The organism is Rhodococcus sp. NPDC059968, assembly GCF_042738615.1.
In the GTDB taxonomy this organism is placed as follows: Bacteria; Actinomycetota; Actinomycetes; order Mycobacteriales; family Mycobacteriaceae; genus Rhodococcus_F.
The window spans coordinates 37,756-60,768 of sequence record NZ_JBHWUE010000032.1 but is presented as its reverse complement, the minus strand read 5'-3'; the positions used below and the strand labels follow the sequence as shown (position 1 = coordinate 60,768).

21 protein-coding genes are annotated in these 23,013 nt (G+C 66.6%); 12 read left to right on the top strand and 9 right to left on the bottom strand.

Going from position 1 to position 23,013, the window contains the following annotated elements; all coding sequences use genetic code 11:
* Positions 1-268 precede the first annotated feature (268 nt).
* The gene (locus ACFWAY_RS24430; RefSeq protein WP_378512434.1) at positions 269-922 is read right to left on the bottom strand and encodes a DUF305 domain-containing protein; all 654 of its coding nucleotides are present in this window, start codon (positions 920-922) and stop codon (positions 269-271) included.
* A complete protein-coding gene (locus tag ACFWAY_RS24425) occupies positions 912-2,486 on the bottom strand; it encodes an LVIVD repeat-containing protein (protein WP_378512433.1) in 1,575 nt (524 codons plus the stop codon). The genes ACFWAY_RS24430 and ACFWAY_RS24425 overlap by 11 nt, the downstream gene beginning before the upstream one ends.
* 156 nt (positions 2,487-2,642) lie before the next feature.
* On the opposite strand from ACFWAY_RS24425, the gene ACFWAY_RS24420 reads away from it, so the two are divergent.
* Entirely contained in the window at positions 2,643-3,557 is a 915-nt protein-coding gene (locus ACFWAY_RS24420) for an exodeoxyribonuclease III (protein WP_378456573.1), read from the top strand.
* Between the two features lie 34 nt (positions 3,558-3,591).
* Here ACFWAY_RS24420 and ACFWAY_RS24415 read toward each other — a convergent pair whose 3' ends face one another.
* Positions 3,592-3,909 (bottom strand): hypothetical protein, encoded by a 318-nt coding sequence (locus tag ACFWAY_RS24415; RefSeq protein ID WP_378456574.1) that lies wholly within the window; start codon positions 3,907-3,909, stop codon positions 3,592-3,594.
* Positions 3,910-3,973: 64 nt separating this feature from the next.
* Positions 3,974-4,888, bottom strand: a complete 915-nt coding sequence (locus ACFWAY_RS24410; protein ID WP_378512432.1) for a hypothetical protein — start codon at positions 4,886-4,888, stop codon at positions 3,974-3,976.
* Between the two features lie 244 nt (positions 4,889-5,132).
* Between ACFWAY_RS24410 and ACFWAY_RS24405 the strand changes: the two genes are divergently transcribed.
* Both ACFWAY_RS24405 and ACFWAY_RS24400 read left to right on the top strand, forming a co-directional pair.
* Positions 5,133-6,305, top strand: coding sequence for a hypothetical protein (locus tag ACFWAY_RS24405; RefSeq protein WP_378512431.1), 1,173 nt, complete (start codon positions 5,133-5,135; stop codon positions 6,303-6,305).
* Between the two features lie 82 nt (positions 6,306-6,387).
* Positions 6,388-7,665 (top strand): sensor histidine kinase, encoded by a 1,278-nt coding sequence (locus tag ACFWAY_RS24400; protein ID WP_378512430.1) that lies wholly within the window; start codon positions 6,388-6,390, stop codon positions 7,663-7,665.
* Between the two features lie 34 nt (positions 7,666-7,699).
* On the opposite strand, the gene ACFWAY_RS24395 is transcribed toward ACFWAY_RS24400, so the two are convergent.
* From ACFWAY_RS24395 to ACFWAY_RS24380, 4 genes are all read right to left on the bottom strand, one after another.
* Positions 7,700-7,912: a molybdopterin-binding protein gene (locus ACFWAY_RS24395; protein WP_005246663.1), complete on the bottom strand. Its 213-nt coding sequence runs from the start codon at positions 7,910-7,912 to the stop codon at positions 7,700-7,702.
* Between the two features lie 80 nt (positions 7,913-7,992).
* Complete coding sequence (locus ACFWAY_RS24390) at positions 7,993-8,475, bottom strand: hypothetical protein (RefSeq protein WP_378512429.1); 483 nt, start codon at positions 8,473-8,475, stop codon at positions 7,993-7,995.
* A 327-nt stretch (positions 8,476-8,802) separates the two neighbouring features.
* A complete protein-coding gene (locus tag ACFWAY_RS24385) occupies positions 8,803-9,504 on the bottom strand; it encodes an RNA-guided endonuclease InsQ/TnpB family protein (protein ID WP_378512461.1) in 702 nt (233 codons plus the stop codon).
* Between the two features lie 9 nt (positions 9,505-9,513).
* Positions 9,514-9,951 carry an RNA-guided endonuclease InsQ/TnpB family protein gene (locus ACFWAY_RS24380; RefSeq protein ID WP_378512428.1) on the bottom strand — a complete coding sequence of 146 codons (438 nt, stop codon included), beginning with the start codon at positions 9,949-9,951 and terminating at the stop codon, positions 9,514-9,516.
* Positions 9,952-9,973: 22 nt separating this feature from the next.
* Here ACFWAY_RS24380 and tnpA point away from each other — a divergent pair, with 22 nt between their 5' ends.
* From tnpA to ACFWAY_RS24340, 8 genes are all read left to right on the top strand, one after another.
* On the top strand, positions 9,974-10,420 hold the full coding sequence (tnpA, locus tag ACFWAY_RS24375) for an IS200/IS605 family transposase (protein ID WP_378512427.1): 447 nt from the start codon (positions 9,974-9,976) through the stop codon (positions 10,418-10,420).
* A 62-nt stretch (positions 10,421-10,482) separates the two neighbouring features.
* Positions 10,483-11,313, top strand: a complete 831-nt coding sequence (locus ACFWAY_RS24370) for a diguanylate cyclase domain-containing protein (RefSeq protein ID WP_378512426.1) — start codon at positions 10,483-10,485, stop codon at positions 11,311-11,313.
* Between the two features lie 351 nt (positions 11,314-11,664).
* Positions 11,665-14,703 carry a kelch repeat-containing protein gene (locus ACFWAY_RS24365; protein ID WP_378512425.1) on the top strand — a complete coding sequence of 1,013 codons (3,039 nt, stop codon included), beginning with the start codon at positions 11,665-11,667 and terminating at the stop codon, positions 14,701-14,703.
* A gap of 150 nt (positions 14,704-14,853) precedes the next feature.
* Positions 14,854-15,243, top strand: coding sequence for a hypothetical protein (locus ACFWAY_RS24360; RefSeq protein ID WP_378512460.1), 390 nt, complete (start codon positions 14,854-14,856; stop codon positions 15,241-15,243).
* A complete protein-coding gene (locus tag ACFWAY_RS24355; RefSeq protein WP_378512424.1) occupies positions 15,236-16,351 on the top strand; it encodes a CapA family protein in 1,116 nt (371 codons plus the stop codon). The genes ACFWAY_RS24360 and ACFWAY_RS24355 overlap by 8 nt, the downstream gene beginning before the upstream one ends.
* 96 nt (positions 16,352-16,447) lie before the next feature.
* On the top strand, positions 16,448-18,529 hold the full coding sequence (locus ACFWAY_RS24350; RefSeq protein ID WP_378512423.1) for an AAA family ATPase: 2,082 nt from the start codon (positions 16,448-16,450) through the stop codon (positions 18,527-18,529).
* Positions 18,530-18,608: 79 nt separating this feature from the next.
* Positions 18,609-20,000 (top strand): NAD(P)/FAD-dependent oxidoreductase, encoded by a 1,392-nt coding sequence (locus ACFWAY_RS24345; RefSeq protein ID WP_378512422.1) that lies wholly within the window; start codon positions 18,609-18,611, stop codon positions 19,998-20,000.
* A 292-nt stretch (positions 20,001-20,292) separates the two neighbouring features.
* The gene (locus ACFWAY_RS24340) at positions 20,293-21,579 is read left to right on the top strand and encodes a serine/threonine-protein kinase (protein WP_378512421.1); all 1,287 of its coding nucleotides are present in this window, start codon (positions 20,293-20,295) and stop codon (positions 21,577-21,579) included.
* Positions 21,580-21,583: 4 nt separating this feature from the next.
* On the opposite strand, the gene ACFWAY_RS24335 is transcribed toward ACFWAY_RS24340, so the two are convergent.
* The gene (locus tag ACFWAY_RS24335) at positions 21,584-22,465 is read right to left on the bottom strand and encodes a poly-gamma-glutamate hydrolase family protein (protein WP_378456912.1); all 882 of its coding nucleotides are present in this window, start codon (positions 22,463-22,465) and stop codon (positions 21,584-21,586) included.
* A 166-nt stretch (positions 22,466-22,631) separates the two neighbouring features.
* On the opposite strand from ACFWAY_RS24335, the gene ACFWAY_RS24330 reads away from it, so the two are divergent.
* Positions 22,632-22,997 (top strand): peroxiredoxin, encoded by a 366-nt coding sequence (locus ACFWAY_RS24330; protein ID WP_011593566.1) that lies wholly within the window; start codon positions 22,632-22,634, stop codon positions 22,995-22,997.
* Positions 22,998-23,013 lie beyond the last annotated feature (16 nt).

The following is a 23,013-nucleotide window of genomic DNA, read 5'->3' as shown; positions in this document are numbered from 1 at the left end:
TCCTCCTTGGACCTGCCGCAGCCGTCGGCAGGACAAATCGCGACCCCGGAGGACGCCGTCGCGGGTTGCACCGTTTCAGTCCCGGCACCGGCGCGACATGCAGTCGCCGGTCGGCGTCCGCCTACGGAAATGCTTCTACAGTCGTCGCGGCCGGGCAAGGGTGGACGCAGCACCGGATCAGTGCGGGCACCTGCGCTTGTCGCAGTCAACAAGCGCTGCTCTCGCGGACGACTTCGTCAGGCAGGCTGTCGCCAAGTCGCGGGTCGCCTCAAGGGTGGGGAAGCGGTCTCGCGTTTCGGGTGTCGAGTATGGCAGTCATTACAGAGATTTCATTGCTCTGGTCACGGATCATCCCGCGTGCGATGCGGCGGATCGGTTCGGATGCAACAGCGTGGGTGGCTGCCTCGGCCATGTCGACGCCTCCTTGGTGGTGCCGAATCATGAGCTGCAGAAACAGTGTCTCGGAATCTGCTCCGCGCAGGCCGGCGAGCCGGGTGATCTCGCTGGTACTCGCTGCACCCGGCATGGGCGCGCCGCCCTCGTCACTCATGGCGTGATCCGATCCGTGCATCCACTGCATCGGATGGGGCGTGGTGAACGGTTCGTCGAAGAGGTTGAGCCAGCCGCGCATCGTCGCGATCTCGGAAGTCTGTGTGACAACGATCTGGTCGGCGATGACCCGGATCTGCGGATCGACGTCCCGCGGCAGCGTCTGGGCGATCAGCACGGCCTGCTCGTGGTGCACCGACATGTCCTGTGCGAAACCGATGTCCGCTGATGATAATTGCACCCCGCCGGGGTTCGTGTCGCGCTCCGATTGCAACCACATTCCGGCGGCGACCCCGGCGACACCGAGCAAGACTGTGCACAGCAGGAGGACGAGGGGACGGCGGAACTGCGAAGGCGTGGTGTCACTGCCCATAGGTAGAAGCCTGATTCGCCGGTGGTTGATAGACGGTGTCGTCCAGCTGCAAGGCCATGAAGCCGTTGTCGCTGCACGAGGTCCAGATCTGGTTCTCGTGGAACTCCGGTGGCGAGAAGCACCAGTCTGCGGACAGGTCGCCGAACGCCACCATTCCGGCGCGCGGGCCGAATGCGACCCGCGGATCCGTCTTGCCCTCGAAGACGGCGCGGGCGAGCGGAACGAAATCGAAGAGTGACACACCGATCAGCGAGGACAGTGCGTGTGGTGAGTTGGTGAGCTGAACGTTCTTGCCGGTCTGTGCCGGCGGGTTGTAGTAGGCGATCTCACCGATGCGGCTCAGATCGCGGATATCGAACACGCGGATCCCGGATGATTCCCAGGAGCACGCGAGCGCGGTCGGGTCGGCTGGACGGTCGACCACGCAATAGTGCGGATCGTAGGAGAACACGGAGCCGCCTTGCGACGACCGAAGGTTCGCGGCGGTATTGGCCGGAAGCTGGATCTCGAGCTTGATCTTCTGCACGATCTCGGCGTGCGCCGGGTCGGCGACATCGAAGACCTTGATTCCACCGCCGCCGGTTTCGTCGACGGTGAAGATGTAGGGCTTGTCCCCATACGTGACCGGGATGCTGTGCTGATTGAAGAAGCCGTCGGTCCACAGGTAGGTGGCGATCTGCGGCACGGTGGGATACGGGTCGCCTCGTTGCACCGAGCTGATGTCGAGGACGGTGATCCCACCGAGATTCGACAGGTACATCCGGTTTCCGTCCGGGGTGATGCCGAACCCGTGCCCGCCGAGTCCGTGTAATCCCTGCCAGATGATCCGCGGCTCGGCAGGGTTCCTGATGTCGATGGCGGTGAGGAATCCCGGTGCGGGGCCGGACACCCAGTAGGTGTTGCCGTCCGGGGAGAAGCCGCCCTCATGGGAGATGAACGGCAGCGGCATCGTGACGTCGGTGCCGGCACCACGGTTGAGCAACCGGGGGTGGGCGCAATCGGAAATGTCGTAGACGGAGAAGTAGCCGGTGCCGGCAGCGATCGGCACCGCCGTGGCCGCGAGCAACTTGCGTGCCTTGTTGACCTTCAGACTTTCCCAGGTTCCGCCCAGCATCGCCGGTTCGTTCAGGGTCGTGGACAACACCGGCTGCGCGGGGTTCGACACGTCGAGCACCTGTACGCCCGGTGTTGTGGGGTTGAGCAGGTTCCCGGGGAAGAACGTGCTGGTGTAGGAGCAGTGGTCGTAGGTCACCGACAGCAGGCCACCACCGCGATCCTGCAAGCCGCCGACCAGCGACATGTTGCATCGATAGCCCTGGGTGCTTCGGCCGTTGTTTCGGTCCTCGGCCGGAACGTCGCCCTGCATGCCCGTTTCCGGCAGCGAACCGGGACCGCAGTTCGCCCGCGGAACGGCCGTCGAACCGACGTCGTCGAAGAAGAACGTCTCGGCTGACGCGATGGCAGGCGCGGGGCTGGTCGCGACCCCGAGGACGACCGATACCGCCAGTGCCGCGGTAGCCACACCTCGCCGGGCATTTCCTGGCCGCGTCCGCGCGATCCGCATCGAGATCTCCCCCCGGCAGTGTGGCCTCAATCACCGGAAGGCTAGCAACGCGTACTCGAGTTCACACACAAATCGGGTAACTCCGCAGAACTGGCAAACGAGCGTGGGAGGTATGGCGAGACACGACGCGTCGGACGGATCCCTACACTGTCACTCGTGCGAATCGCGACCTTCAACGTCAACGGGATCCGCGCGGCGCAGCGGCGCGGATTCGAGGACTGGCTGGGCGACCGCGGCCCCGATGTGGTCGCGCTTCAAGAGGTGCGGGCTCGTGCCGAGGCCATCCCGCACGGGGTGTTCGGCGACTACCACCTCACGTACGACGAGGGTGACGTCGCGGGCCGCAACGGTGTCGCGGTCCTGACCCGGCGCGCACCCGTCGCAGTTCGGACGTGGAGTGGTGCGGCGCTGGTGCGTGCACCGGGTGAAATGCACACCGAGAACGTCGAACTGGATCCGGAGCCGTTGGCTCGGGGTCTGGGAGAGTTCGCGAACCAGGGTCGGTACGTCGAGGTCGACCTCGCCGAGGCGCCGATTACGGTGGCGTCGATGTACCTGCCGAAGGGTGGTCTACCGGCCCACCTCCAGAAGCCCGGGCGGATGCGGGAGGCGCCCGACGGCGGTGCCCGGTACGACCGCAAGATGCGCTTCCTCTCCGCGTTCGCGCGACAGCTGACCCGCTCGCGACGTACGGCACGCGCACGGGGCAGGGAACTTCTGCTGATGGGTGACCTCAATATTGCGCACACCCGTTCCGACGTGAGGAACTGGCGGCGTAGCAATCAGGCCGAGGGATTTCTGCCGGAGGAGCGCGAGTGGTTCGACTCGATCCTGTCGCCGCGCACGCTCGTCGACGTCGTCCGGCGACATCATCCGGGCGTCGACGGTCCGTACTCGTGGTGGTCGTGGCTGGGGCAGTCGTTCGTGAACGACATCGGCTGGCGCATCGACTACCACCTCGCGACGCCGCAACTGGCGCGGGCGGCAGTCGCGGCCGGCACCGATCGGGATCCGGCGGCAGACCGTCGGATGAGCGATCACGCTCCGGTCGTCGTGGACTATGACCTCTGAGCGGTCCCCTCGTGCGGCGTAGACAGCCCGGGACTCAGGTGGTGAGTTTCATGGACAAGAAGGCCAAGGTCGCCCCGAACTCCCGGATCTCGCTGGGCTGGTCCGGCTGACATGCCCATTCGATCAGATCTCGATCGGCCACCAGGTCGGCTGCGCGACGACGGGACTCGTCGGGGTCGGGTGGTGTTGCCCGGAGCGCATCACCCAACCGGCTCAGAGGTTCGACGAGAGGAATGAGCTCGGAGGGAGGGCGGTTCTCGGGCGTGAAAACCCGCTGAGCACTCTTGATCACCGTCATCGCCGCGAGCCACGAACCCTCCCAGGTACCGGCCTGGTCATTCGGTGGTTGCATAGCGCCAGCGTAGACATCGAGCGTCGAGTCTCGCGGGGACTGACCGAAATCGCGGGTAATCGGTCTACGGCTGCGCGACCACGGTGTTCCCGTTGTCGTCGGAGCAGTTGATCGTGTAGCCGATCTCCGCGGATTCCGGGTCTCCCGCGAGGCGGCATTCCCACCCGTCGAAGCTGTACACCGGTTCACTCTTGTCAGGTGCGGCGAAATACTTCGTGAGCATCGCGTGCGCCTCGTCGCAGCGGAGTGTCCCCTTCACGATGACCACGGTCGCAGGCTTACCCGTCTCCGGATAGACAACGGGGCCACACTGATTCGATCCGCGCGCCTGCTGAGGGAGCGGGGCAGCGGTGGGCGCGATCGGCGGTGGGCTCGCGCTGGGGAGGCTCACGGGTACCGGGGTGAACTCGAACTTGTAGCCGCTGGTGGAGATGGTGAACCCCTTGTCCGTTGCATCGTCCCTGCACGAGACTCCGGAGAACTGCACATTGCAACTGAATCCGTCGATCGCCAGCGTGGTGTCGTAGAGGAGGACGTTGGCGTCACCGGGAAAGACAGCCTGGTTCCAGTTCTGGAAGCTCGGCTCCTTCCCCGCCTCGATCGCGATGAGGTTCGCCTCCGCCGTCGGGCCGCCGTCCGACGAGGCGATCTGTGGAGTCCCCGGAACTCCCAACGGCCCCGCTGTGGGATGAGAGGCGCATCCGGCCAGGTTCTTCGCGGGAACGATCGCGCACAGCCATTTCCCTGACGGTGTGACGAAGCCGTAGGCATCGGTTTCCGGGTCGCTGGCGGCGTACTGCTTCGCATCGACACCGTTGACCGGTGCCTCCGCGGCCGGTGCCGCGATGGAGGCGCTCGGTGCAGGCGATTCGCTGTCACCGCTCGACGATGCGTCCTGGTTGCAGGCCGCAAGAAACAGGGACGACACACCGGCGATCGATGCCAGTGCCACCGCGGACCGAAGTCGAATCCCGGTCATGCACCACACCCCCTTCTCTCCAGTCTGCTGGACCGATCGGATGAGATGTTCCCACGAATACCGGTGTGCCGCGTGGCATCGATCGATCCGCGCCGAACACTGCCGGCGACAGGTGACCGGAGGTGTCGAGAAAGTCCACCCAGGTGTCGCGTTACTCCACCTTGTGGTGATGGTGTCGAATCCGCATTCCCGCGAGGATCGATCTCGTGTTCCTCGAACTGCCCGGACTCGCGGGCGGTACCCGGTGAGCCTTCGCGCGCACAGTGCGACCGCCCTGGTGACCGCCGTACTGGCGGTCGCGGTGACGGCGTCCGTCGACTGGCAGTTGTGCCGGGGCGATTTCAGTCCGACGGAACTGGCGTTGTTCGTGATGGTCGGCGCGGTGTTCGTGGCGGCGGGCCTGGTCGCCAAGTGCCACCGGCCGCAGGACAACCTGGGGTGGCTGCTGGTTGCCGCCGGGCTGCTGTGGCTGGTGAAGGGTTTTCGGCTGTCGACAGTTCCGGCGCTGTTCACGGCCGGCGCGGCGTTGACCAACATGTACATTGCGGTGCTGATCCAACTCGTGTTCAGTTTTCCCTGGGGGCGGTTGCGCCACCGGTGGGAGCGATGGTTCGTCGGCGGAAGTTACGCGTACTACGCGGTCGCCGTCGTGTCCGAGCTTGCGTTCCTCGACACCCACCGCATCAGCCCGGCCCATCCGCCGTCGCTGAACCTGCTCCTGGTGCGTGACGACCCGAGGGTCTTCGCGGCGCTGCAAGTGATGTTCGGTGCAGTCGGGATCGCCCTCGGTGCGGTCCTGATCGGCGTGGTGGTCGCCCGGTGGAGGTCGGGCTCACCGGCCTACCGGGCCGCCGTGGCGCCAGTGTGGATCGCCGCTACCGCCTGGACGCCGCTGGTCTCCGTGTGGGTGCACAGCCCGCAGCACGCGTGGACTCTGCTTCTGCGATATCCGTCGACTGCGCTCATCCCGCTTGCGGTGCTGGTCGGGATGTGGCGCTACCGCGTCGCCCGAGCCGCGGTGCGCAACCTGATGATCGAGATCGGCACCGCCCCGCTCGGTGACGGCTTCATCGATGCGCTGCGGGCGGCAATGCGCGACCCGGACTTGACATTGTGGTCGTTCTCCCGCGCCCGCGACGGGTATGTGGACGCTCAGGGACGTCCCCAGGTTCTGCCACCCAGGAACGATCCCCGCGAGGCCACGGCCCTCATCCGCGACGGCGTCCTGGTGGGGGCCTTGGTGTACGACCGGGCGGTCGCCGACCAGCCGACGCTTCTGGCGGCCGTGCGGGCCGCCACCACTCTGGCGCTGGACAATCAGCGACTGCGCGGCGAACTCGACGCGCAGTTCGCGGAGGTCCGCAGGGCCCGCGAGCAGACCGCCGAGTCCCGTGGTTCCGCAACTCGCCGGTGCTAGAATCTTGGGCATTGTCGCAGGTCCGGCTGTTGATGTCCCCGCATCTTCCGGTCGGAGTCGCCCCGGCCGAGGAGGCCGTCCCATGGCTGAGTCATCGGTACTACCCGCGGATCTCGGCGGCAGCCCAGATCTCGAACGCATCATCCTCGAGCACGCCTATCGCGGCGCGTACCTGCAACTCGCACTCCGTGGTGTGCTGGTCCTCTTCATCGCGTTGACGCTTGCATTCGTCCCGCCCATGAACGATGCGGGCGTGTGCGTCGCGATCCTGATGTGCTACGCACTCTGGTCCGGCGGGCTCGCGCTGTGGACTCGTCGAGGCGGTCCGGGGCCGGTGAACGCGATGTGGCTCGCACTGTTCGTCGACCTTGCGGTACTCGGTTGCCTCACCCTGTTGACCGGTATTGCGGCCCAACAGAGTTGGACCGCAGACATCCTCAGCAACGGTTTGTTCGTGATCCCGCTACTGGCCTCCACACAGCTGCGCCCGGGTGTCTGTGCGTCCGTGGTCGTGCCTACGGTCTTGGTGTTCCTGGCCGCCAGCTGGGCCACGATGGCTTCGAACGAAGAACCCTGGACCTCCATCCTGCTCAGCACGATGGCCCTCGCCGTCCTCGGTGCGGGCGCCGTCATGCTCAGCCGAATTCAACGGTCCAGGGTGCTGACCATCGGTCACCTGGTCCGCGACCGCACCGCTCTACTCGCGGAATTGATGGGTCTCGAACAACGCGAACGACGTGCGTTGTCCGAGCAGCTCCACGACGGGGCGCTTCAATTCGTCCTGGCCGCGAAGATGGACCTCGACGACCTCACCGGCATTGCCGACCCGGAGGCGGTCGATCGCATCACCCACGCACTCACCGAATCCGCGACCCTGCTCAGGGCGACCGTCTCGGAGCTGCATCCCACTGTGCTCGATCGTGTCGGTCTCGCTCGCGCCCTCGGCGATCTCACCCGCTCTGCCCAGGCGCGTGGCGGTTTCGACGTGGAGCTCCTGACCTCGGAATGGGTCGACGACTTGCGCACATCGGCTGATGACGTGCTGTTCAGCGCGGCACGCGAATTGCTCAGCAACGTGGTCAAACACGCGCAAGCCCGTACCGTCCGGGTCGAGCTGGCGCGGTGGGGTGAGCATGTGGTCCTCGATGTCACCGACGACGGGTGCGGAATCTCCCGTGAGGCGATCGACCGAAGCCTCAGCAGAGGCCACATCGGACTGACATCACACGAACTCCGTGTCGTCGCGGCCGGAGGCAGCTTCTCTGTCCACCCCGGACCTAATTCCGGGACTGTTGCGCACATCGAAATGCCGTTCGAGATCGTGACAGCACCCGATTCCCTCACGACCTCGGCGCACTAGCAGCGCGCGGGTCGCTGAACTGTCGAGGTTCGGGCTACTCGACGCCGAGCATCACCTCGGTGGATTTCACGAGCACCGTCGCAGCCACACCCGCCTTCAGGCCGAGTTCCTCGACTGCCTCCTTCGTGATGGATGCGGTGACGATCTGCTCGCCACCGTCGAGTTTCACTTTCACCGTGGCCATCACACTGCCGAGGGTGACCTCGGTAATCGTTCCGGCGAGCTGGTTCCGGGTGGACAAACGCATCGTGAACCTCCATCTCGGGGCATGTCGTTCCGACGCTAGCCGCAACCACTTCGGAACGGGAGAGGAGTGAACCTTTCGGATCAGTCGGATGTGACAGCGGACGGGCTCGGTTCGAGGAGGGCAGTGACACAGGTCGGGCCGAGACCGATCTCCGGCCACCCCGCCGAGATCATGATGTCGTGCGGGCGCGTACACGTTCCGAGCCAATAGTTCGGCTCCGTGCGGTACCCGGGTACCCCACCCCATTTCAGCGGCGAACCGGATCGCGGCAGGTAAGGGTCGGCTTCGCCCGCCACGGAACCCAGCTGCAGCAGCACCGACAGATACGACCACTGGGTATCGGGATCGGTTGGATCGGACAGCGACCGTGTCTCGTGATGTGCACGTTCGGCGGCGCGCCCGGTCGCAGTCAGCGCGAGCCGGACATGGATTCCGGACGAGAAGGCGACGATTCCGAGCAAGTCGAGGGTGATGTGAGTTTTGGACGCGAGGATGATAGGACCGTGCACTGCGGTCCCACTGGCTGCCGGCGGCGCGAATGCCGGCCAACGCGCTCTGCGCATGCCCACGATCGTGCACCTACATCGAGGCAGAATCAACGTGCCACGCCCGCACCGCCGCGGCGTTCCCGACGCCGCTTATCGTGGAGGAGGTCACAGGCGGGTGTGAGACGGAAAATTCGCAGGGGAGGGAGTATCCATGGAGTCGCTGCCGGATTCGGGGATGTTGCTCGCGGTCCTCGAACACACTCCGGCGTTGGTGTTCGTGTCCGAATTCGTGTCCGGGCGGATCGTGTATTTGACGTCCTCCCGGCCGTGAACGACCGGGATTCCTCTGCGGCGCTGCGCGCCGCTTGGGTGGGTTCCTGTTTCACTGGGGCTCGCTTCCCTCTAGGAGGGAAGGCTGACGGCCCCTCCGCAGGCGTTTAGCCACTCCGCACGTCCTGCGTCGTGGATGTTCTTCGCGGCGTTGACGTCGCGGTCGTGAACCGCTCCGCACGCCGTGCATGCCCACTCCCGGATCGAGAGCGGTTTCGGGCCGTCGAGGACCCCACATTGGGAGCAGATCTGCGACGACGGATAGAACCGGTCCACCTTGACGAAGGTGCGCCCGTAGCGGGCGGCTTTCTCCTCCACCATGCGGGTGAACATTCCCCGCCCGGCGTCGTGGACCGATTTCGCCAACCGTGTCCGCGCCAGCCCCTGGACGCACAGATCCTCGACGAACACCGCTTGGTTCTCGCGGATGATCGCCGTGGAGTGCTTGTGCGCCCAGTCCTTGCGAGCGTCGGACACTCTGGCGTGGGCCTTCGCGACGCGAATACGTGCCTTGACCCGGTTGTTGCTGCCCTTCTCCTTGCGCGACAGAACTTGCTGCGCCGTGCGGAGCTTGCGTTCGGCACGGCGCAGGAACTTCGGCGAGCTGATCGTCTTGCCGTTCGACAGGACCGCGAACGTTGCCAACCCGAGGTCGCTACCGACCTCCGCATCGACCGGCGGCAGAGGTTCGTCGGTGGTCTCGACCACGAACGACGCGAAGTACCGGCCCGCTGCATCCTTGATGATCGTCACCGAGGACGGTTCCGAGGGCAGATCGCGGGGTCAGGCGACCTCCAACTCGCCGACCTTCGCCACGTACAGCTTCCCGTTCGGGCGAATCGAGAACCCGTTGCGGGTCAGCCGGATCGCCTGCCGATTGTCCCTGCGGGACCGGAACCGTGGCGCGCCGACCTTGCGGCCCTTCCGTTTCCCGGAGAGCGAGTCGAACCAGTTTCGGTACGCCCGCCGCGCGTCCTGACACGCCTGCACCAGCACCACCGATGCGACCTCGCCCAACCAGGCCCGCTCCGGAGTCTTCTTCGCTGCGGTGACTACCTGCTTCTGTACTGCGGTATCCGACAGCTTCACCCTGGACGCGTACGCGTCCTGGTGGATGCGCAGGCAGTCGTTGAACACCACCCGTGCACACCCGAACGACCGGGCCAGCATGTCCTGCTGACCGGGCGTCGGACGGACGCGGTACTGGTATCGCAACTGCACACCACGAGACCACTATTGATCTATGGTTTCTGAACCTGAATACAGACGTGGCCGCACCGTTGTTTCCGCCCTGCACGTCCACTTGGTCTTTGTTACCAAGTATCGGCGCGGAGTCCTCACCGACGAGATGCTGACCACCTGCGAACAGGTGATGCGCAGCGTGTGCGACGACTTCGGTTCTCGGCTGGTCGAGTTCAACGGGGAGGGCGACCACGTGCACCTGCTGATCGACTACCCTCCGACCATCCAAATCTCGAAGCTGGTGAACAGCCTCAAAGGCGTCTCCGCACGCCGCCTGCGCGACCAGTACCGCGGATGGGTGAACCGGCACTCGATGAACGGACACCTCTGGTCCCCGAGCTACTTCGCCGCATCGTGTGGCGGGGCACCTATCTCGATCATCCGGCAGTACATCGAGCAGCAGCGGCGACCGCCCCGTGCTCCCGGTAGGCCGAAGTCGATGCGCTAACCCGGCCCTGAAGGACCGGGCTTGCGCGCTACGCTCCGCGGTCAGACGGCGGCGAACTCGCCGTGCTGGCCTATCGGGGGCCCGAGCCCTCGCCGACGACGTTCGCCCCGGGAAGGGGTACGCAACCCGGGTATGCCGCCGCCAGCGGGTCGGTGATCGTGTGCGCCGATCGGGTCCACGAGACCCGGTTCTCCACGGCCGGGATGACCGGGCGCGGGCTGCACAGCGGGGTGTGCGTTCCGATCGGCTCCGAAGCGGTGTGGGGAGTATTGACCGCGCACAGTCGTCGTTCCCGCGAATACGCCGACCGTGACCTGACCTTTCTGCGCTCGGTGACGGCGGTGCTGTCCGCGGCGATCCGCCGCATCGAGGCCGAAGCCGCGCTGGTGCACCAGAGCTTGCACGACCCGCTGACCGGGTTACCGAACCGCGCATTGGCCCGCCGCCGGCTCGACGAGGCCCTGGACGCCGCGCCGCGCGGCGGCACGCGCCTTGCGCTGTTGCTGGTCGATCTCGACGACTTCAAGGTCGTCAACGACAGCCTCGGCCATGCCGGCGGCGACGACGCGCTGATCGTTCTCGCCAGGCATCTGCGGTCGGCGGTGCGCCCGGGCGATACCGTTGCCCGCCTGGGCGGTGACGAGTTCGTGGTGGTGTGTGAGCACGTCGCGGGCGCAGCGGAAGCGCTGGCGATTGCGGCCCGGATTACCGGGAGCCTCGCCGACCTCAACCGGGCAGAATCGCTCGACTGGCCGATCAGTGCCAGTATCGGTGTTGCACTCTCCGATGCGGAGTGCACCCGCGAAGAGCTCGTCCGCCGGGCAGACTCGGCGATGTATCGGGCGAAGGCTGCGGGGGCGGGTGGTTACGCGCTCTACGACGGCACCTTCTAGGACGGCAGCAGACCCGATCGGTGCACTGCGGCCGGCGTGACATGAAGTCGCGGCTGCCGATAGGCACCCTAGGGAGGGGAAATTGTCATCTTGACGCGGATCCCGTCCCGTCGAATACTTTTTGGACAGGGCGGATCCCGTCGACACACGACGGAAAGACGCCGCGCTTCGCCCTTGTGACAGAAAGATATTCGCGTCGTCGACTGCTGGTGAAACGCATCGGCTGTCTGGTCGACCTGCATCAGAGGTGAATGCGATGAACACGTGTGTGCACGCCGGCACGAAGTCTGCCCTGCTCAGCGGGCATCGCCGCGACGCCGTCGTGGATGTCGGACGGAACTGAGGCACCCGATGGCCGATTTCGACCCAGATGCGACCCAGGCGGCGTCGGTCCGTGCAGTCGGCCACGGGATCATGGCCGAGTTGGACGCTGCCGGGTTCGCCGGTGCCGAGGAGGTCGGCCGGGGCGGGTTCGGTGTCGTGTACCGCTGCCTGCAGCGTTCGCTGGGTCGAATCGTTGCGATCAAGGTCCTGACATCGGACCTGGACCCCGAGAACCGCGAGCGCTTCCTGCGGGAGGGTTACGCGATGGGTGGGCTCTCCGGTCACCCGAACATCGTCAACATACTGCAGGTCGGCGTGACCGACGCCGGTCGCCCGTACATCGTCATGCACTATCACCCGCGCGATTCACTGGCGGTCCAGATACGCCGAGAAGGTCCGCTGCCCTGGCCGGAGGCGATCAGCATCGGGGTGAAGTTGGCGGGAGCCTTGGAGACGGCGCACCGGACCGGCACGCTGCATCGCGATATCAAACCCGCGAACATCCTTCTCACCGACTACGGCGAGCCGCAACTCACCGATTTCGGCATCGCACACATCGCCGGCGGGTACGAAACGGCCACCGGTGGATTCACCGGGTCACTGGCGTTCACCGCGCCGGAGGTGCTCAACGGTGAATCGCCGACCGCGAGATCCGACGTCTACGGACTGGGCGCGACGATCTATTCACTGATCGCGGGGAGGGCGGCGTTCGAGCGGAAGACCGGTGAGGAACTCGTTGCGCAATTCGTGAGGATCAGCAGCCAGCCGGTGCCGGACCTGCGCGCCCAAGGCATCCCGGACGGCGTGTGCGCCGTGATCGAGAGGGCGATGGCGACGAATCCCGCTGCCCGGCCGGCGACCGCCGAGGAGTTCGGACACGAACTCCAAGCCGCACAGCGACACATCGGTCTGCGCTCGGACGCAATGGCGCTGGCACCCCTGGAGACCGCGCCGACGACTGAGGCGCCCCGGCCGGAGTCAGGTACCGATGGATACCGTCGAATCCGGTACGAAGATCCGGACATCGGTCCGCGCCAGTGGGTCGAACCGACCCAGCAACTCCAGGCGGATTCTCATCCCTCGGGACCGCCGTTCTGGCCGCCGGCAGGCCCGCCGCCCTGGCCGCCGACCGGAGGTCCGGGCAGCATCGCAGAGTCCCGCAAAGGTCGGCGCGCCGTCCTGACCGCGCTCGCACTGGTCGTCGCGCTGATACTGGCGGGCGGCGGGTACCTCGTGCTCCGAGAAACCACCGGACCCGGTACCGCAGGACCGACCGCCCAGGACGCCGAGGCGACTCCTGCCGTCGACCCGACTGCGGCGTGGCGACCGGTCGAGGATGCCCGTGTTGCCCGCCAGCAGACGGCAACGACAGTCGCGGACGGGACGATCTGGGTGTTCGGAGGGTTGGACGACAACGGCGTCTCGGTTCGGCAGGAGGGCTTCGACCCTGCCATCGACACCTGGAAGGCCGGCCCCGACCTTCCGGTCCCGCTCAACCATGCGATGGCGGTCACCTTCAACGACGAACCCGTGCTGATCGGCGGCTGGAAAGCGGAAGGTCAGAACCTGACCGCGGTCGCCTCCGATCGGGTGATGGCGATGCGCGACGGTCGGTGGGTGGACCTGCCCCCGCTGAACGAGCCGAGGGCTGCTGGTGCCGCAGCCGTGGTGGGCGACAGGATCGTGGTCGCCGGGGGACAGGCGAACGGCGCACTGGTGTCGACGACCGAAGTGTTCGACGGCACGAAGTGGACGACCGTCTCGCCTGTCCCCACCCCACGGGAGCATCTGGCCGGGGTGTCGGACGGGACGTACTTCTATGCGATCGGTGGGCGGGACCTGGCGTCGGACCAGAACACCGCCGCGGTCGAACGGTTTGACCCCGTCGCGGGAACGTGGACTACGTTGCCTGCGATGCCCACTCCGCGCGGCGGGCTCGGTGCGGCGTTCATCGACGGCCGCATCGTCGCGGTCGGTGGTGAAGAACCGACCAAGGTGTTGTCGACGGTCGAGGCTTACGACGTGGTCGCGGGGACATGGTCGCAATTGCCGGCTCTGCGGACACCGCGGCACGGGATGGCGGTCGGCGCGGTCGGCAACACGGTGTATGCCGTCGGTGGCGGCATCAAACCGACACACGCCGAATCGACTGCTGTGTCCGAGGCCCTGCAGATCGCGCCACGCAAGACCCAGTGGGCGCCGGCGTGGCGTCCGCTGAGGGATGCGCCCATCGCCCGTCAACAGACGGCGACGGCCGTCGCGGACGGCACGATCTGGGTGTTCGGCGGACTCGACAATGCGGGGTCGACCCCGAAGGTCGAGGGGAACGACCCCGCCATCGACACCTGGAAGGCAGGTCCCGACCTTCCGGTTCCGCTCAACCATGCGATGGCGGTCGAATACGGGGGCGAGTTGGTGGTCCTCGGAGGCTGGGTGCCCGAAGGTCCGAATCTCACCGGCAAGACGTCGGACCGGGTGCTCGCGCTTCGGAATGGCAAGTGGGTGGACCTTGCACCGCTGAACGAGCCGCGGGCGGCTGGTGCCGCGGCTGTGGTGGGCGACAGGATCGTGGTCGCGGGGGGACAGGCGGACGGCGCACTGGTGCCGACGACCGAAGTGTTCGACGGCTCGAAGTGGACGACCGTCTCGGACATCCCCACTTCACGGGAGCATCTGGCCGGGGTGTCGGACGGGACGTACTTCTATGCCATCGGCGGGCGCGACCTGGCGTCGGACCAGAACACCGGCGCGGTCGAACGCTACGACCCCGCCGCGGGAACGTGGACTACGTTGCCTGCGATGCCCACTCCGCGCGGCGGGCTCGGTGCGGCGTTCATCGACGGCCGCATCGTCGCGGTCGGTGGTGAACAGCCGACCAAGGTGCTGTCGACGGTCGAGGCTTACGACGTCGCCTCTGGGACCTGGTCATCATTGCCGCCCATGCCCACCGGGGCGCACGGGATGTCCGTTGCGACGGTCGGCCACACCGTCTACGCCATCGGCGGTGCACTACGGCCCACGCACGCGGAGTCCACCGCGACTGCACAGGCACTGGATTTCTGGTGAGAGTGCCGGTGTCGACGGGTCGATCGTCCGGCGGTCAGTCAGGCCAAATGTCTTTTGTCCGTGTAGTTGTGCTCAGTAGAGGGGGACTAGACTTGGCGTTGGAGGGGCGAGTTTCGCAAGAGATGCGGGCCGGGTAGGAAGTGGTTCGTGATGAAGGTGACGGCGACGGCCACCCGTTGTGGCGGCTGGTGGGTGGTGGAGGTTCCGGGAGTCGAGATGGCTCTCACCCAGGCGCGGCGGCTCGATCAGGTTTCTGCCATGGTGGCGGATGCCGTGCATCTGGTCGAGGATGTGCCGGCCGAGGACATCGAGGTGGTCCTCGACTACGAGATTGGGGATTCGGCGGCGCTCATGGAGGCCCGAGCGGCCCACTTGCAGGTCGAGTCCGCCGCCCACGCGCAGGAATGTGCGGCGCGGGCCTCGCGGGCCGCGGTGGCGCATCTGCGCCGATCGGGTCTCTCGGTGCGTGATATCGGTGTCATCCTCGAGCTGAGCCCGCAACGGGTCTCTCAACTCGACCGAGCCGGCGTTCGTGCCTGACACCATCACGATGTTCCTCGCCGGCGACGTGATGACCGGCAGGGGAGTCGACCAGATCCTCCCCTTTCCCGGCGACCCGGAGTTGAGGGAGCGTTGCGTCCGCGATGCCCGCGAGTACGTGGCGTTGGCGGAGAAGCAAAACGGCCCGATCCCCGGCCCCGTCGGGTTCGGGTGGCCGTGGGGTGAGGCGTTGCGCGTCCTCGACGCGGCGGAGCCCCACGCCCGGGTGATCAACCTGGAAACGACCGTCACCACCTGTGCGCGCTTCGCGTCCAAGGGAATCAACTACCGAATGCATCCGTCGAACCTGGGAGTGCTCACCGCTGCGCAGATCGACGTCTGCGTTCTGGCGAACAATCACCTTCTCGACTTCGGTGCCGATGGGCTCGTGGAGACCGTCGACGCGCTGGCCCGCAACGGCGTGCGGACCGTCGGTGCGGGGCGCACCGTGGCGCAGGCGTGGTGTCCCGTGGTCATGAAAACCGGGACGAGTCGGCTGTTGATCTGGGCGGCAGGTATGTCGTCGAGCGGGGTTTCGCCGCACGGGGCGGCCCGTCGGGGGCGGCCTGGTGTCGCCCACCTTTCGGAACCCACCGGCGCCGAGGCGGACCGTGTGCTCGACCGGACGCGGCTGATACGGCGGGACACGGACGTGGTGGTGGTCTCTCTGCACTGGGGTTCGAACTGGGGATACGACGTGCCGGATGCGCATATCGAGTTCGCGCATCGGCTCGTCGACGGTGGCGTCGACGTGGTCTTCGGGCACTCGTCCCATCACCCGCGGCCGGTCGAAATCTATCGTGGCCATCCGATCTTGTACGGCTGCGGCGACCTGATCAACGACTACGAGGGCATCCGGGGGCACGAACGCTACCGCGACGATCTGCGGCTGCTCTACCTGGTGACCCTCGACGCGCGCACGCACGAACTGCTCGAGCTACGAATGGTGCCGATGAGATCCCGGCGGATGCAACTGCAACGCGCGTCGACAAGTGACACCGAATGGCTGCGGCAGGTTCTCGACGGGATCAGCCGCGACTTCGGCACCCGCATCGATACGGGTGCCGACGACGTCCTCGTCGCACGGGCGGACCACGCGAACTGGTAACTGGCGGGTGTGTACGGAGCGGACGCGCTGTGCACACACCGTTGAGCGGATCCCACCAAGGTTTTGTTCGAAGGGAACTGCTCCTAGATTGGACGTATGGAGGGCACGGCACAGTCCTCGATACTGCTCGGAGACGTCCTGAATTCGAGGCGCAGGCGGACCTTCGTCGGACGCCGGGTCGAGCGCGAATTGGTTCGGGCCGGACTGGAGTCGGGCGATTCGCAGTTGTCCGTGCTGTTCCTGCACGGCCCCGGAGGGATCGGGAAGACCACGTTGCTCGACGAGTTCGCGGAGATCGCGGCGGAAACGGGCGCGTCGGTCGTCCGGCTCGACGGGCGCGATATTCCGCCGTCTCCGTCGGCTGTCCTGGCTGCGTTGGGCGAGGCCGTCGATGTGCCTGACACGGGCGTGATCGCGCGGGAGGAGGAACGACTTTGCGTCCTCATCGACACATACGAGGTTCTGGCGCCGATCGACGAGTGGGTGCGCACGCAATTGCTGCCGCGACTACCGGCAACGGCGCTCACCGTGATCGCGGCCCGGACACCGCCCAGCTCCGAATGGCGGTCCGACGCGGCGTGGTCCGAGTTGTTGCGGGTCGTGTCCCTGCGGAATCTCACCCCGCAGGAGAGCAGAGAGTTTCTCCGGGCAGTGGGGGTGCCGCCGCCGCTGCACGAACGGATCTGCCGGGCCACGCACGGCCATCCGCTGGCGCTGGCGCTGTTGGCCGACGTGGCATCCCGCGGCGGCGAGGTGGCGGCCGATCCGTTGACCCCCGACCTCATGGGGGAGCTGATGCAGCGGTTCATCGCGGTGGTGCCGAGCCCCGCGCATCGGCGGGCGCTCGAGGTGTGCGCCCTCGCCCGAGTGACTACCGAGCCACTGTTGCGTGACGCCCTCGGGCTCGAGGACACGCATGAGATGTTCGGGTGGCTGCGACAGCTGTCGTTCGTCGACGCAGGCCCGGATGGCCTGGCCCCACACGAAATGGCCCGCGAAGTCATCGACGCGGACCTGCGGTGGCGCGACCTCGACGCCTACACCGACGTCTTCCACCGCGTGTGCCGGCACATTCGCCACTCGCTTCTGTCCGGTACCGGGCGCGAACAGCAGCGCGTGATCTTCGACCTGAAGTTTGTGTTTCGCAATCTGCCCGGGATCCTGTCCCCGGTGGATTGGGAATCGTGGGGCCGGCACTATCCGGAACCCGCTTCACCGGCGGATCGCGAGACGATCGTCGAGTTCACCCGATTACACGAGGGTGCGGAGGCGGCGGCCATAGCGGCCGCCTGGTACGAATGCCAACCCGACGGCTTCTACATCGTGCGCCGTCCCGACGGTGCGCCTCGTGGATTCTTCGGTCTCATCGATCTGAGCCTCGCGTCCGCGGACGATCTGGCATCGGATCCGGGTGCCGCGGCGGCCTGGCAGTTCGCCCGCGGGCACTCGCCTCCGCGAACGGGGGAGACCGTCACCCAGACCCGGTTCGTCGTCGACCGGGACACCTATCAGGACCCATCGCCCACGATGAACGCCATTCCGATCATCACCATGCAGCGGTACCTGTGCACACCGAGCCTGTCCTGGGATTTCCTCACACTTGCAGAGCCTGACCGGTGGAACGAGTACTTCGCGGTCGCCGACCTTCCGCGCACCGAGGGTGCCGATTTCGAGGTGGGCGCCCGAACGTACGGGCTGTTCGCGCACGACTTCCGTCGTGTCCCGGTCGACGAGTGGCTCGAGCGGGTAACCGAAGCCGCATTGTCCGAGAGCCCTTCCGCACCTCTGCGACCGGCGCCGGACCTGCTGGTACTGTCGCAACCCGAGTTCGAGCAGGCGGTCCGGCAGGCTTTGCACGACTGGCACCGCCCCGACCTGCTCCGGCGAAACCCGTTGATGCGCACCCGGGTCGTGTGCGATCGCAGCGATGGGGAGCCGGACGTCGCCGAACTCGACAGCGTGCTCCGCGACGCGGTGGACTCGCTGGCCGACAACCCACGCGACGACAAACTGCTGCGGGCGGTCGACCGGACGTACCTGCGCCCGGCCGGAACCCAGGAGGCCGCCGCCCGGGTGCTCGGAGTGCCGTTCAGCACATATCGGCGCCACCTCACACAAGGTGTCGCGCGGATCGTCTCGTGGTTATGGGACCTGGACGTCTACGGACACCCGCAGTGAACACGAATGAGCAGTATTCGGACTGGTGATCGAGCACCGAATGCTTGCATTCTCCTCGTATCCAATCGAGGAGGCTCCCATGACAACTCAGATCGGAAACCGAGCGGTCGTGCTCGGAGCCGGCATGGCCGGCTTGCTTGCGGCCCGCGTACTGTCCGAAGCGTATTCGCAGGTGATTGTGGTCGATCACGACCACCTCCCGGGCACAGCCGAGCCGCGCCGGTGTGTTCCTCAGGGCCGCCACACCCACGTGCTGATCGAACGCGGCCAGCAAATCTTGGAGGAGCTGTTCCCGAGCTTCACCGACGACCTGGTCGGGCTGGGGGTGCCGACCCTGGACAACCTGCGCGACGTGCGGTGGTGCCTGAGTGGGCACCGATTTCCGCAGCCGGAGAGCGGAATGACCGTCGTGAGCGCCAGCCGGCCATTCTTGGAGGGCTACGTGCGTGCCCGGGTGAGCGAACTGGCCGGGGTCACCATCGTGGACCGCTGCGATGCCGCGGGCATCACCACGACGCCCGACCGCCTGCGCGTCACCGGGGTCCGTGTTCTCCGGCGGGCCGACGGCAGTACCGAGGAGATCCTCGACGCCGACCTGGTGGTGGACGCGACCGGACGGGGCTCGCGCGCCCCGATGTGGTTGGTGGATCTCGGCTTCGGACGCCCGGACGAGGAGAAGGTGCACGTCGGTCTCGGCTACGCCACCCGCATCTACCGAGCCCCGGCGCCGGGGTTGGGCGACGACCGAGGGATCGTGATCGGTCCGACACCCGATTCTCCGCGCGGGGGTGCGCTACAGCTGCTCGAGGGAAACCGTTTCCTGGTGACGTTGATGGGGATGCTCGGCGACTATCCGCCGACCGATCCGGACGGCTTCCTCGACTTTGCCTCGTCCCTGCGGATCCCCGACCTCTCCGAGGTGATCCGGGACGCCGAGCCGCTCGAGCAAGCCCGGACATTCCGGTTTCCGGCGAGCGTCCGCAGACGGTATGAACGACTGTCGCTCTTCCCTGCCGGCTTCCTCGTAACGGGGGACAGTCTGTGCAGCTTCAACCCGACCTATGCACAGGGGATGACCGTGGCAGCGCTCGAGGCACTCACGCTGCACCGTCACCTGCAGGGAGGGACCGAGCCACACGCACGCGGCTTCTTCCGCGATGTCGCGAAGGTGATCGACGTTCCATGGGACATGTCGGTCGGCGGGGACCTAGCTTTCCCGGAAGTGATGGGACACCGCAGCCCGAAGATGCGGATCGGAAACGTCTACATCCAGCGCCTGCACAAAGCCGCCGTGCACGATCCCGTGCTCGCTACTGCCTTCATCCGCGTCGCCGCCCTGATCGATCGTCCCGAGCGGCTGATGAGCCCCGGGACCCTGCTGCGGGTCCTGCGTCAGAACGTGTGGCACCCCGCCCGATCCGTGCACCCTGACGCCGCTGGCGAGCGGAATCAGGTCACCGATCAGTGTTGACGCCGACTCGAATCCAGTGCTGGATCCGCCAGATCACGTTGTACCCTGAGTCGGGGCGGCCCCGGGCCGGGGCTGGACATGATGCGTTCTGCGCATACGAGCACACGACCCGGCACTCCCGACAACACTCGATCGTCACGGCGCCGTCCGCGATAATCCACCGGCGGTGAGTCCGGTTTCGGCGCGTTCGACGTGCGTTGATCGTCTCCAACGAGAACCGACGGCCGTCACCGCCTAGAATTTCGGGTGCACAGTCCCGCAGACGCGGCCGATTCGAGCGCGGAGAGTGGCAATGCAAGTTGGAGCGCTATTCGGCAAATACCGGCTGGACCGTCCGCTGACGGTGGATGTGAGCGGCGAGGTCTGGGCGGCGTTCGACACTGTCACGTTCCGGCACGTCGTGGTGCGGGTGCTGCCGCCGGATGCTACCGAGGACGACGAATTCTGCGACCGGTTCGAACGGGAAGTAGGCATCGCGGCGCAGATCCGAAACCCGCATGTAGTCCCGATCCACGACTTCGGGCAGATCGGAAACCGACTCTTTCTCGCAACGCCGCCGACCCAGGGCACGAATCTGCGGACGATCCTCGAGTCCACCGGACCGATGGAGGTATCGCGGGCGGTCGGCGTCGTCGAGCAACTGGCGTCGGCGCTGGAGGCCGTGCGCGCGGCCGGGCTGGTCGAGCAGGAAGTGTCATCGGCGAACGTCGTCGTGCATGACGGGGGACTGATCCAGCTCACCGATGTCGGGCTCCCCACGATTTTCGGGGCCGCCTCGGGCGTCTACGGCCTGACCAGCGTGTTGTACGAGTGCCTCACCGGCGAGGTGTTCCCGACATCGGCGATCCCGACGCCGCCCGTCGGCATGGCCGCCGTGATCGCACGCGGAACGGCGGTCGACCCCGCGCGGCGCTATCGATCGGTTGGCGAACTCGCCGCCGCCGCTCGCGTCGCGGCGCCACCGCAACAGCCTGCCGCCGAGCCCAGTCCCGCGACCCCTCCGATCGACCGGAACCGCCGTCTCGTGGTCGCCGGACTTGCGTTCGCCGCGATCATCGCTGTCGCGATTGTCGGCGGCGTGATCATCGGGTCGGGAACGTCGTCACCCGACGTCGCCGTGCCGACGCCGTCGTCGGGCGCGGCCGGGCCGGCATCGCCGTCGTCGTCACCGACCGCCAAGGGGAACCCGACCGCTGCCGAGCAGGTGCCGCCGGTGCAAGCACCACCACCGACGCAAACGCCGGTCGCGGAGGCACCCGTTCCAGAGGAAGTCGTCCCGACACCCACTCCGGCACCGCAAGCACCACCGATAGTGCCGACGCCCGCACCGCCCCCGGTAGCGTCCGTTCCGCAGGTGCTGCCGTGCTACCCGGGGTACGAGCACACCCCGCCCCCGGACGGTCCGTGTCTCTCGCCCGGCTCGCCACCGGCGAATGCACCGGCCCCCGTACCGGCCCCTGCCCCTGCCCCCGCGCCTGCGCCTGCGCCTGCGCCTGCGCCGCAGGTGCTGCCGTGCTATCCCGGTTACGTGCACACCCCGCCTCCGGACGGGCCGTGCTGGGCTCCCGCGGGCCCGTGAAGTCTCAACGATTGTCGGTGGCGATCCAGGAGTCGTAGACCTCGCTGACAGCCGCGGCGATCGCTCGGCCGTGCAGCGTCCGCGCGGATCGCGGTTGTTCGATTTGGATTCCGCCGGCAGCGTCGATGGTCAGGCGGTTGACCAGGTTGGACGCGGATTCACCGCTATGCCGTTCTCCGGGTTCGGCCACGCGCACACAGACACCGCTTCCGTCGAGGGCCTTCGCGATCGCGTTCCGGACGTCCGACTTGAGCCGCGCGGGAGCGAGGCCGCCGATGAGGACTTCGTTTCCTCGGTAGCCGTGAAACGACAGCGCCCACTGGAATCGTCTCGCTGACAGGGAGCGTAGAAGCGGAAAGCTGTGCACGCTGAGATCGCCCGAGGAAATGTGCCATGCCCGATAAGCGTTGCCTCCCGGTCGCCACCCTTTACACGTCCACAGGGTCGAATGGCGTGATCCGAGCGAATCGACGACCTGTTCAGCCTGCTGATCCGTTCGGGTTTCGATGGCGCCACCGTGCGGTGCCAGAACCACGAGACGGTGATGTCGCCCGTCGTCTTCGAGTCGCTCGATGAACTCGCCCTCGGTTTCGGCCTCTTCCTCGGTCATCGCGGGGGCGGTGCACCGACGGTCGAGAATCACCGTCTGTCCCGGCGCCGCGCCGAGCCGCCGACAGCCCCCCTCTGTTATCCGGATGGTGTCGATCTCTTCCACATCGGTGTCCGGGATCAGCGTGAACAGTGCGGTCGTTTCCCCGTGGCTCACGCGAGCCTGCTGACGCGGCGCCGCTCCCAGTCGAGCCAACATCCGCGGGTGAATCCCGATACGTTCGCCGGCCGATGCATTGGTGGAGCGATCGTGACGGACTGCGAGGCGCAACGGCATCGAAAACTGCTGAAACGGACGCTGTTCGAACACCTCTTCAGGTTAGGCGCGAATCCGTTGCGGGTGCGGTCGAAACGAGCAACCGCCACCGATCTCGTCGCGTGCGAATGCCGTGATTCGATGAGGCCCCTTGTCGGCAGTCCTCGCGCGGCGAAGACTCGAATCCATGAGTAATAAAGCAGTGGTCAGTCTCACCACCGGTCTCGAGGACGCCGAGAAGGTGACGGTTGCGTTTCTGGTCGCGGTCGGCGCGGCAGAGCAACAGCGCGAGACGCTGATGTTTCTCACGAAAGAAGCGGTACGGCTCGCGCTCGACGGCACGATTCAGGGCGTGGCCTGCGAAGGTTGTCCGCCGCTTCCCGATCTGGCGGCACGATTCGCGACCGCGGGCGGCATCTACATGGTGTGTCCGATCTGCTTCGAGGCCAAGCACCTGGACAAGGACGCGCTGGTATCGAATGCCGAACTTGCCGGGACAGTGCCGATGTGGAAATGGATCGGCGACGAAGGGGCGGTCACCTTCAGCTACTGACCGGCGGAGCGAGCGA

Bases quoted from the DNA above. Each gene is read 5' to 3' on its own strand.
- ACFWAY_RS24430 (WP_378512434.1), bottom strand. From the start codon at position 922: ATGGGCAGTGACACCACGCCTTCGCAGTTCCGCCGTCCCCTCGTCCTC.
- ACFWAY_RS24425 (WP_378512433.1), bottom strand. From the start codon at position 2,486: ATGCGGATCGCGCGGACGCGGCCAGGAAATGCCCGGCGAGGTGTGGCT.
- ACFWAY_RS24415 (WP_378456574.1), bottom strand. From the start codon at position 3,909: ATGCAACCACCGAATGACCAGGCCGGTACCTGGGAGGGTTCGTGGCTC.
- ACFWAY_RS24410 (WP_378512432.1), bottom strand. From the start codon at position 4,888: ATGACCGGGATTCGACTTCGGTCCGCGGTGGCACTGGCATCGATCGCC.
- ACFWAY_RS24400 (WP_378512430.1), top strand. From the start codon at position 6,388: ATGGCTGAGTCATCGGTACTACCCGCGGATCTCGGCGGCAGCCCAGAT.
- ACFWAY_RS24395 (WP_005246663.1), bottom strand. From the start codon at position 7,912: ATGCGTTTGTCCACCCGGAACCAGCTCGCCGGAACGATTACCGAGGTC.
- ACFWAY_RS24390 (WP_378512429.1), bottom strand. From the start codon at position 8,475: ATGCGCAGAGCGCGTTGGCCGGCATTCGCGCCGCCGGCAGCCAGTGGG.
- tnpA (WP_378512427.1), top strand. From the start codon at position 9,974: ATGGTTTCTGAACCTGAATACAGACGTGGCCGCACCGTTGTTTCCGCC.
- ACFWAY_RS24365 (WP_378512425.1), top strand. From the start codon at position 11,665: ATGGCCGATTTCGACCCAGATGCGACCCAGGCGGCGTCGGTCCGTGCA.
- ACFWAY_RS24360 (WP_378512460.1), top strand. From the start codon at position 14,854: ATGAAGGTGACGGCGACGGCCACCCGTTGTGGCGGCTGGTGGGTGGTG.
- ACFWAY_RS24350 (WP_378512423.1), top strand. From the start codon at position 16,448: ATGGAGGGCACGGCACAGTCCTCGATACTGCTCGGAGACGTCCTGAAT.
- ACFWAY_RS24345 (WP_378512422.1), top strand. From the start codon at position 18,609: ATGACAACTCAGATCGGAAACCGAGCGGTCGTGCTCGGAGCCGGCATG.
- ACFWAY_RS24340 (WP_378512421.1), top strand. From the start codon at position 20,293: ATGCAAGTTGGAGCGCTATTCGGCAAATACCGGCTGGACCGTCCGCTG.
- ACFWAY_RS24335 (WP_378456912.1), bottom strand. From the start codon at position 22,465: ATGCCGTTGCGCCTCGCAGTCCGTCACGATCGCTCCACCAATGCATCG.
- ACFWAY_RS24330 (WP_011593566.1), top strand. From the start codon at position 22,632: ATGAGTAATAAAGCAGTGGTCAGTCTCACCACCGGTCTCGAGGACGCC.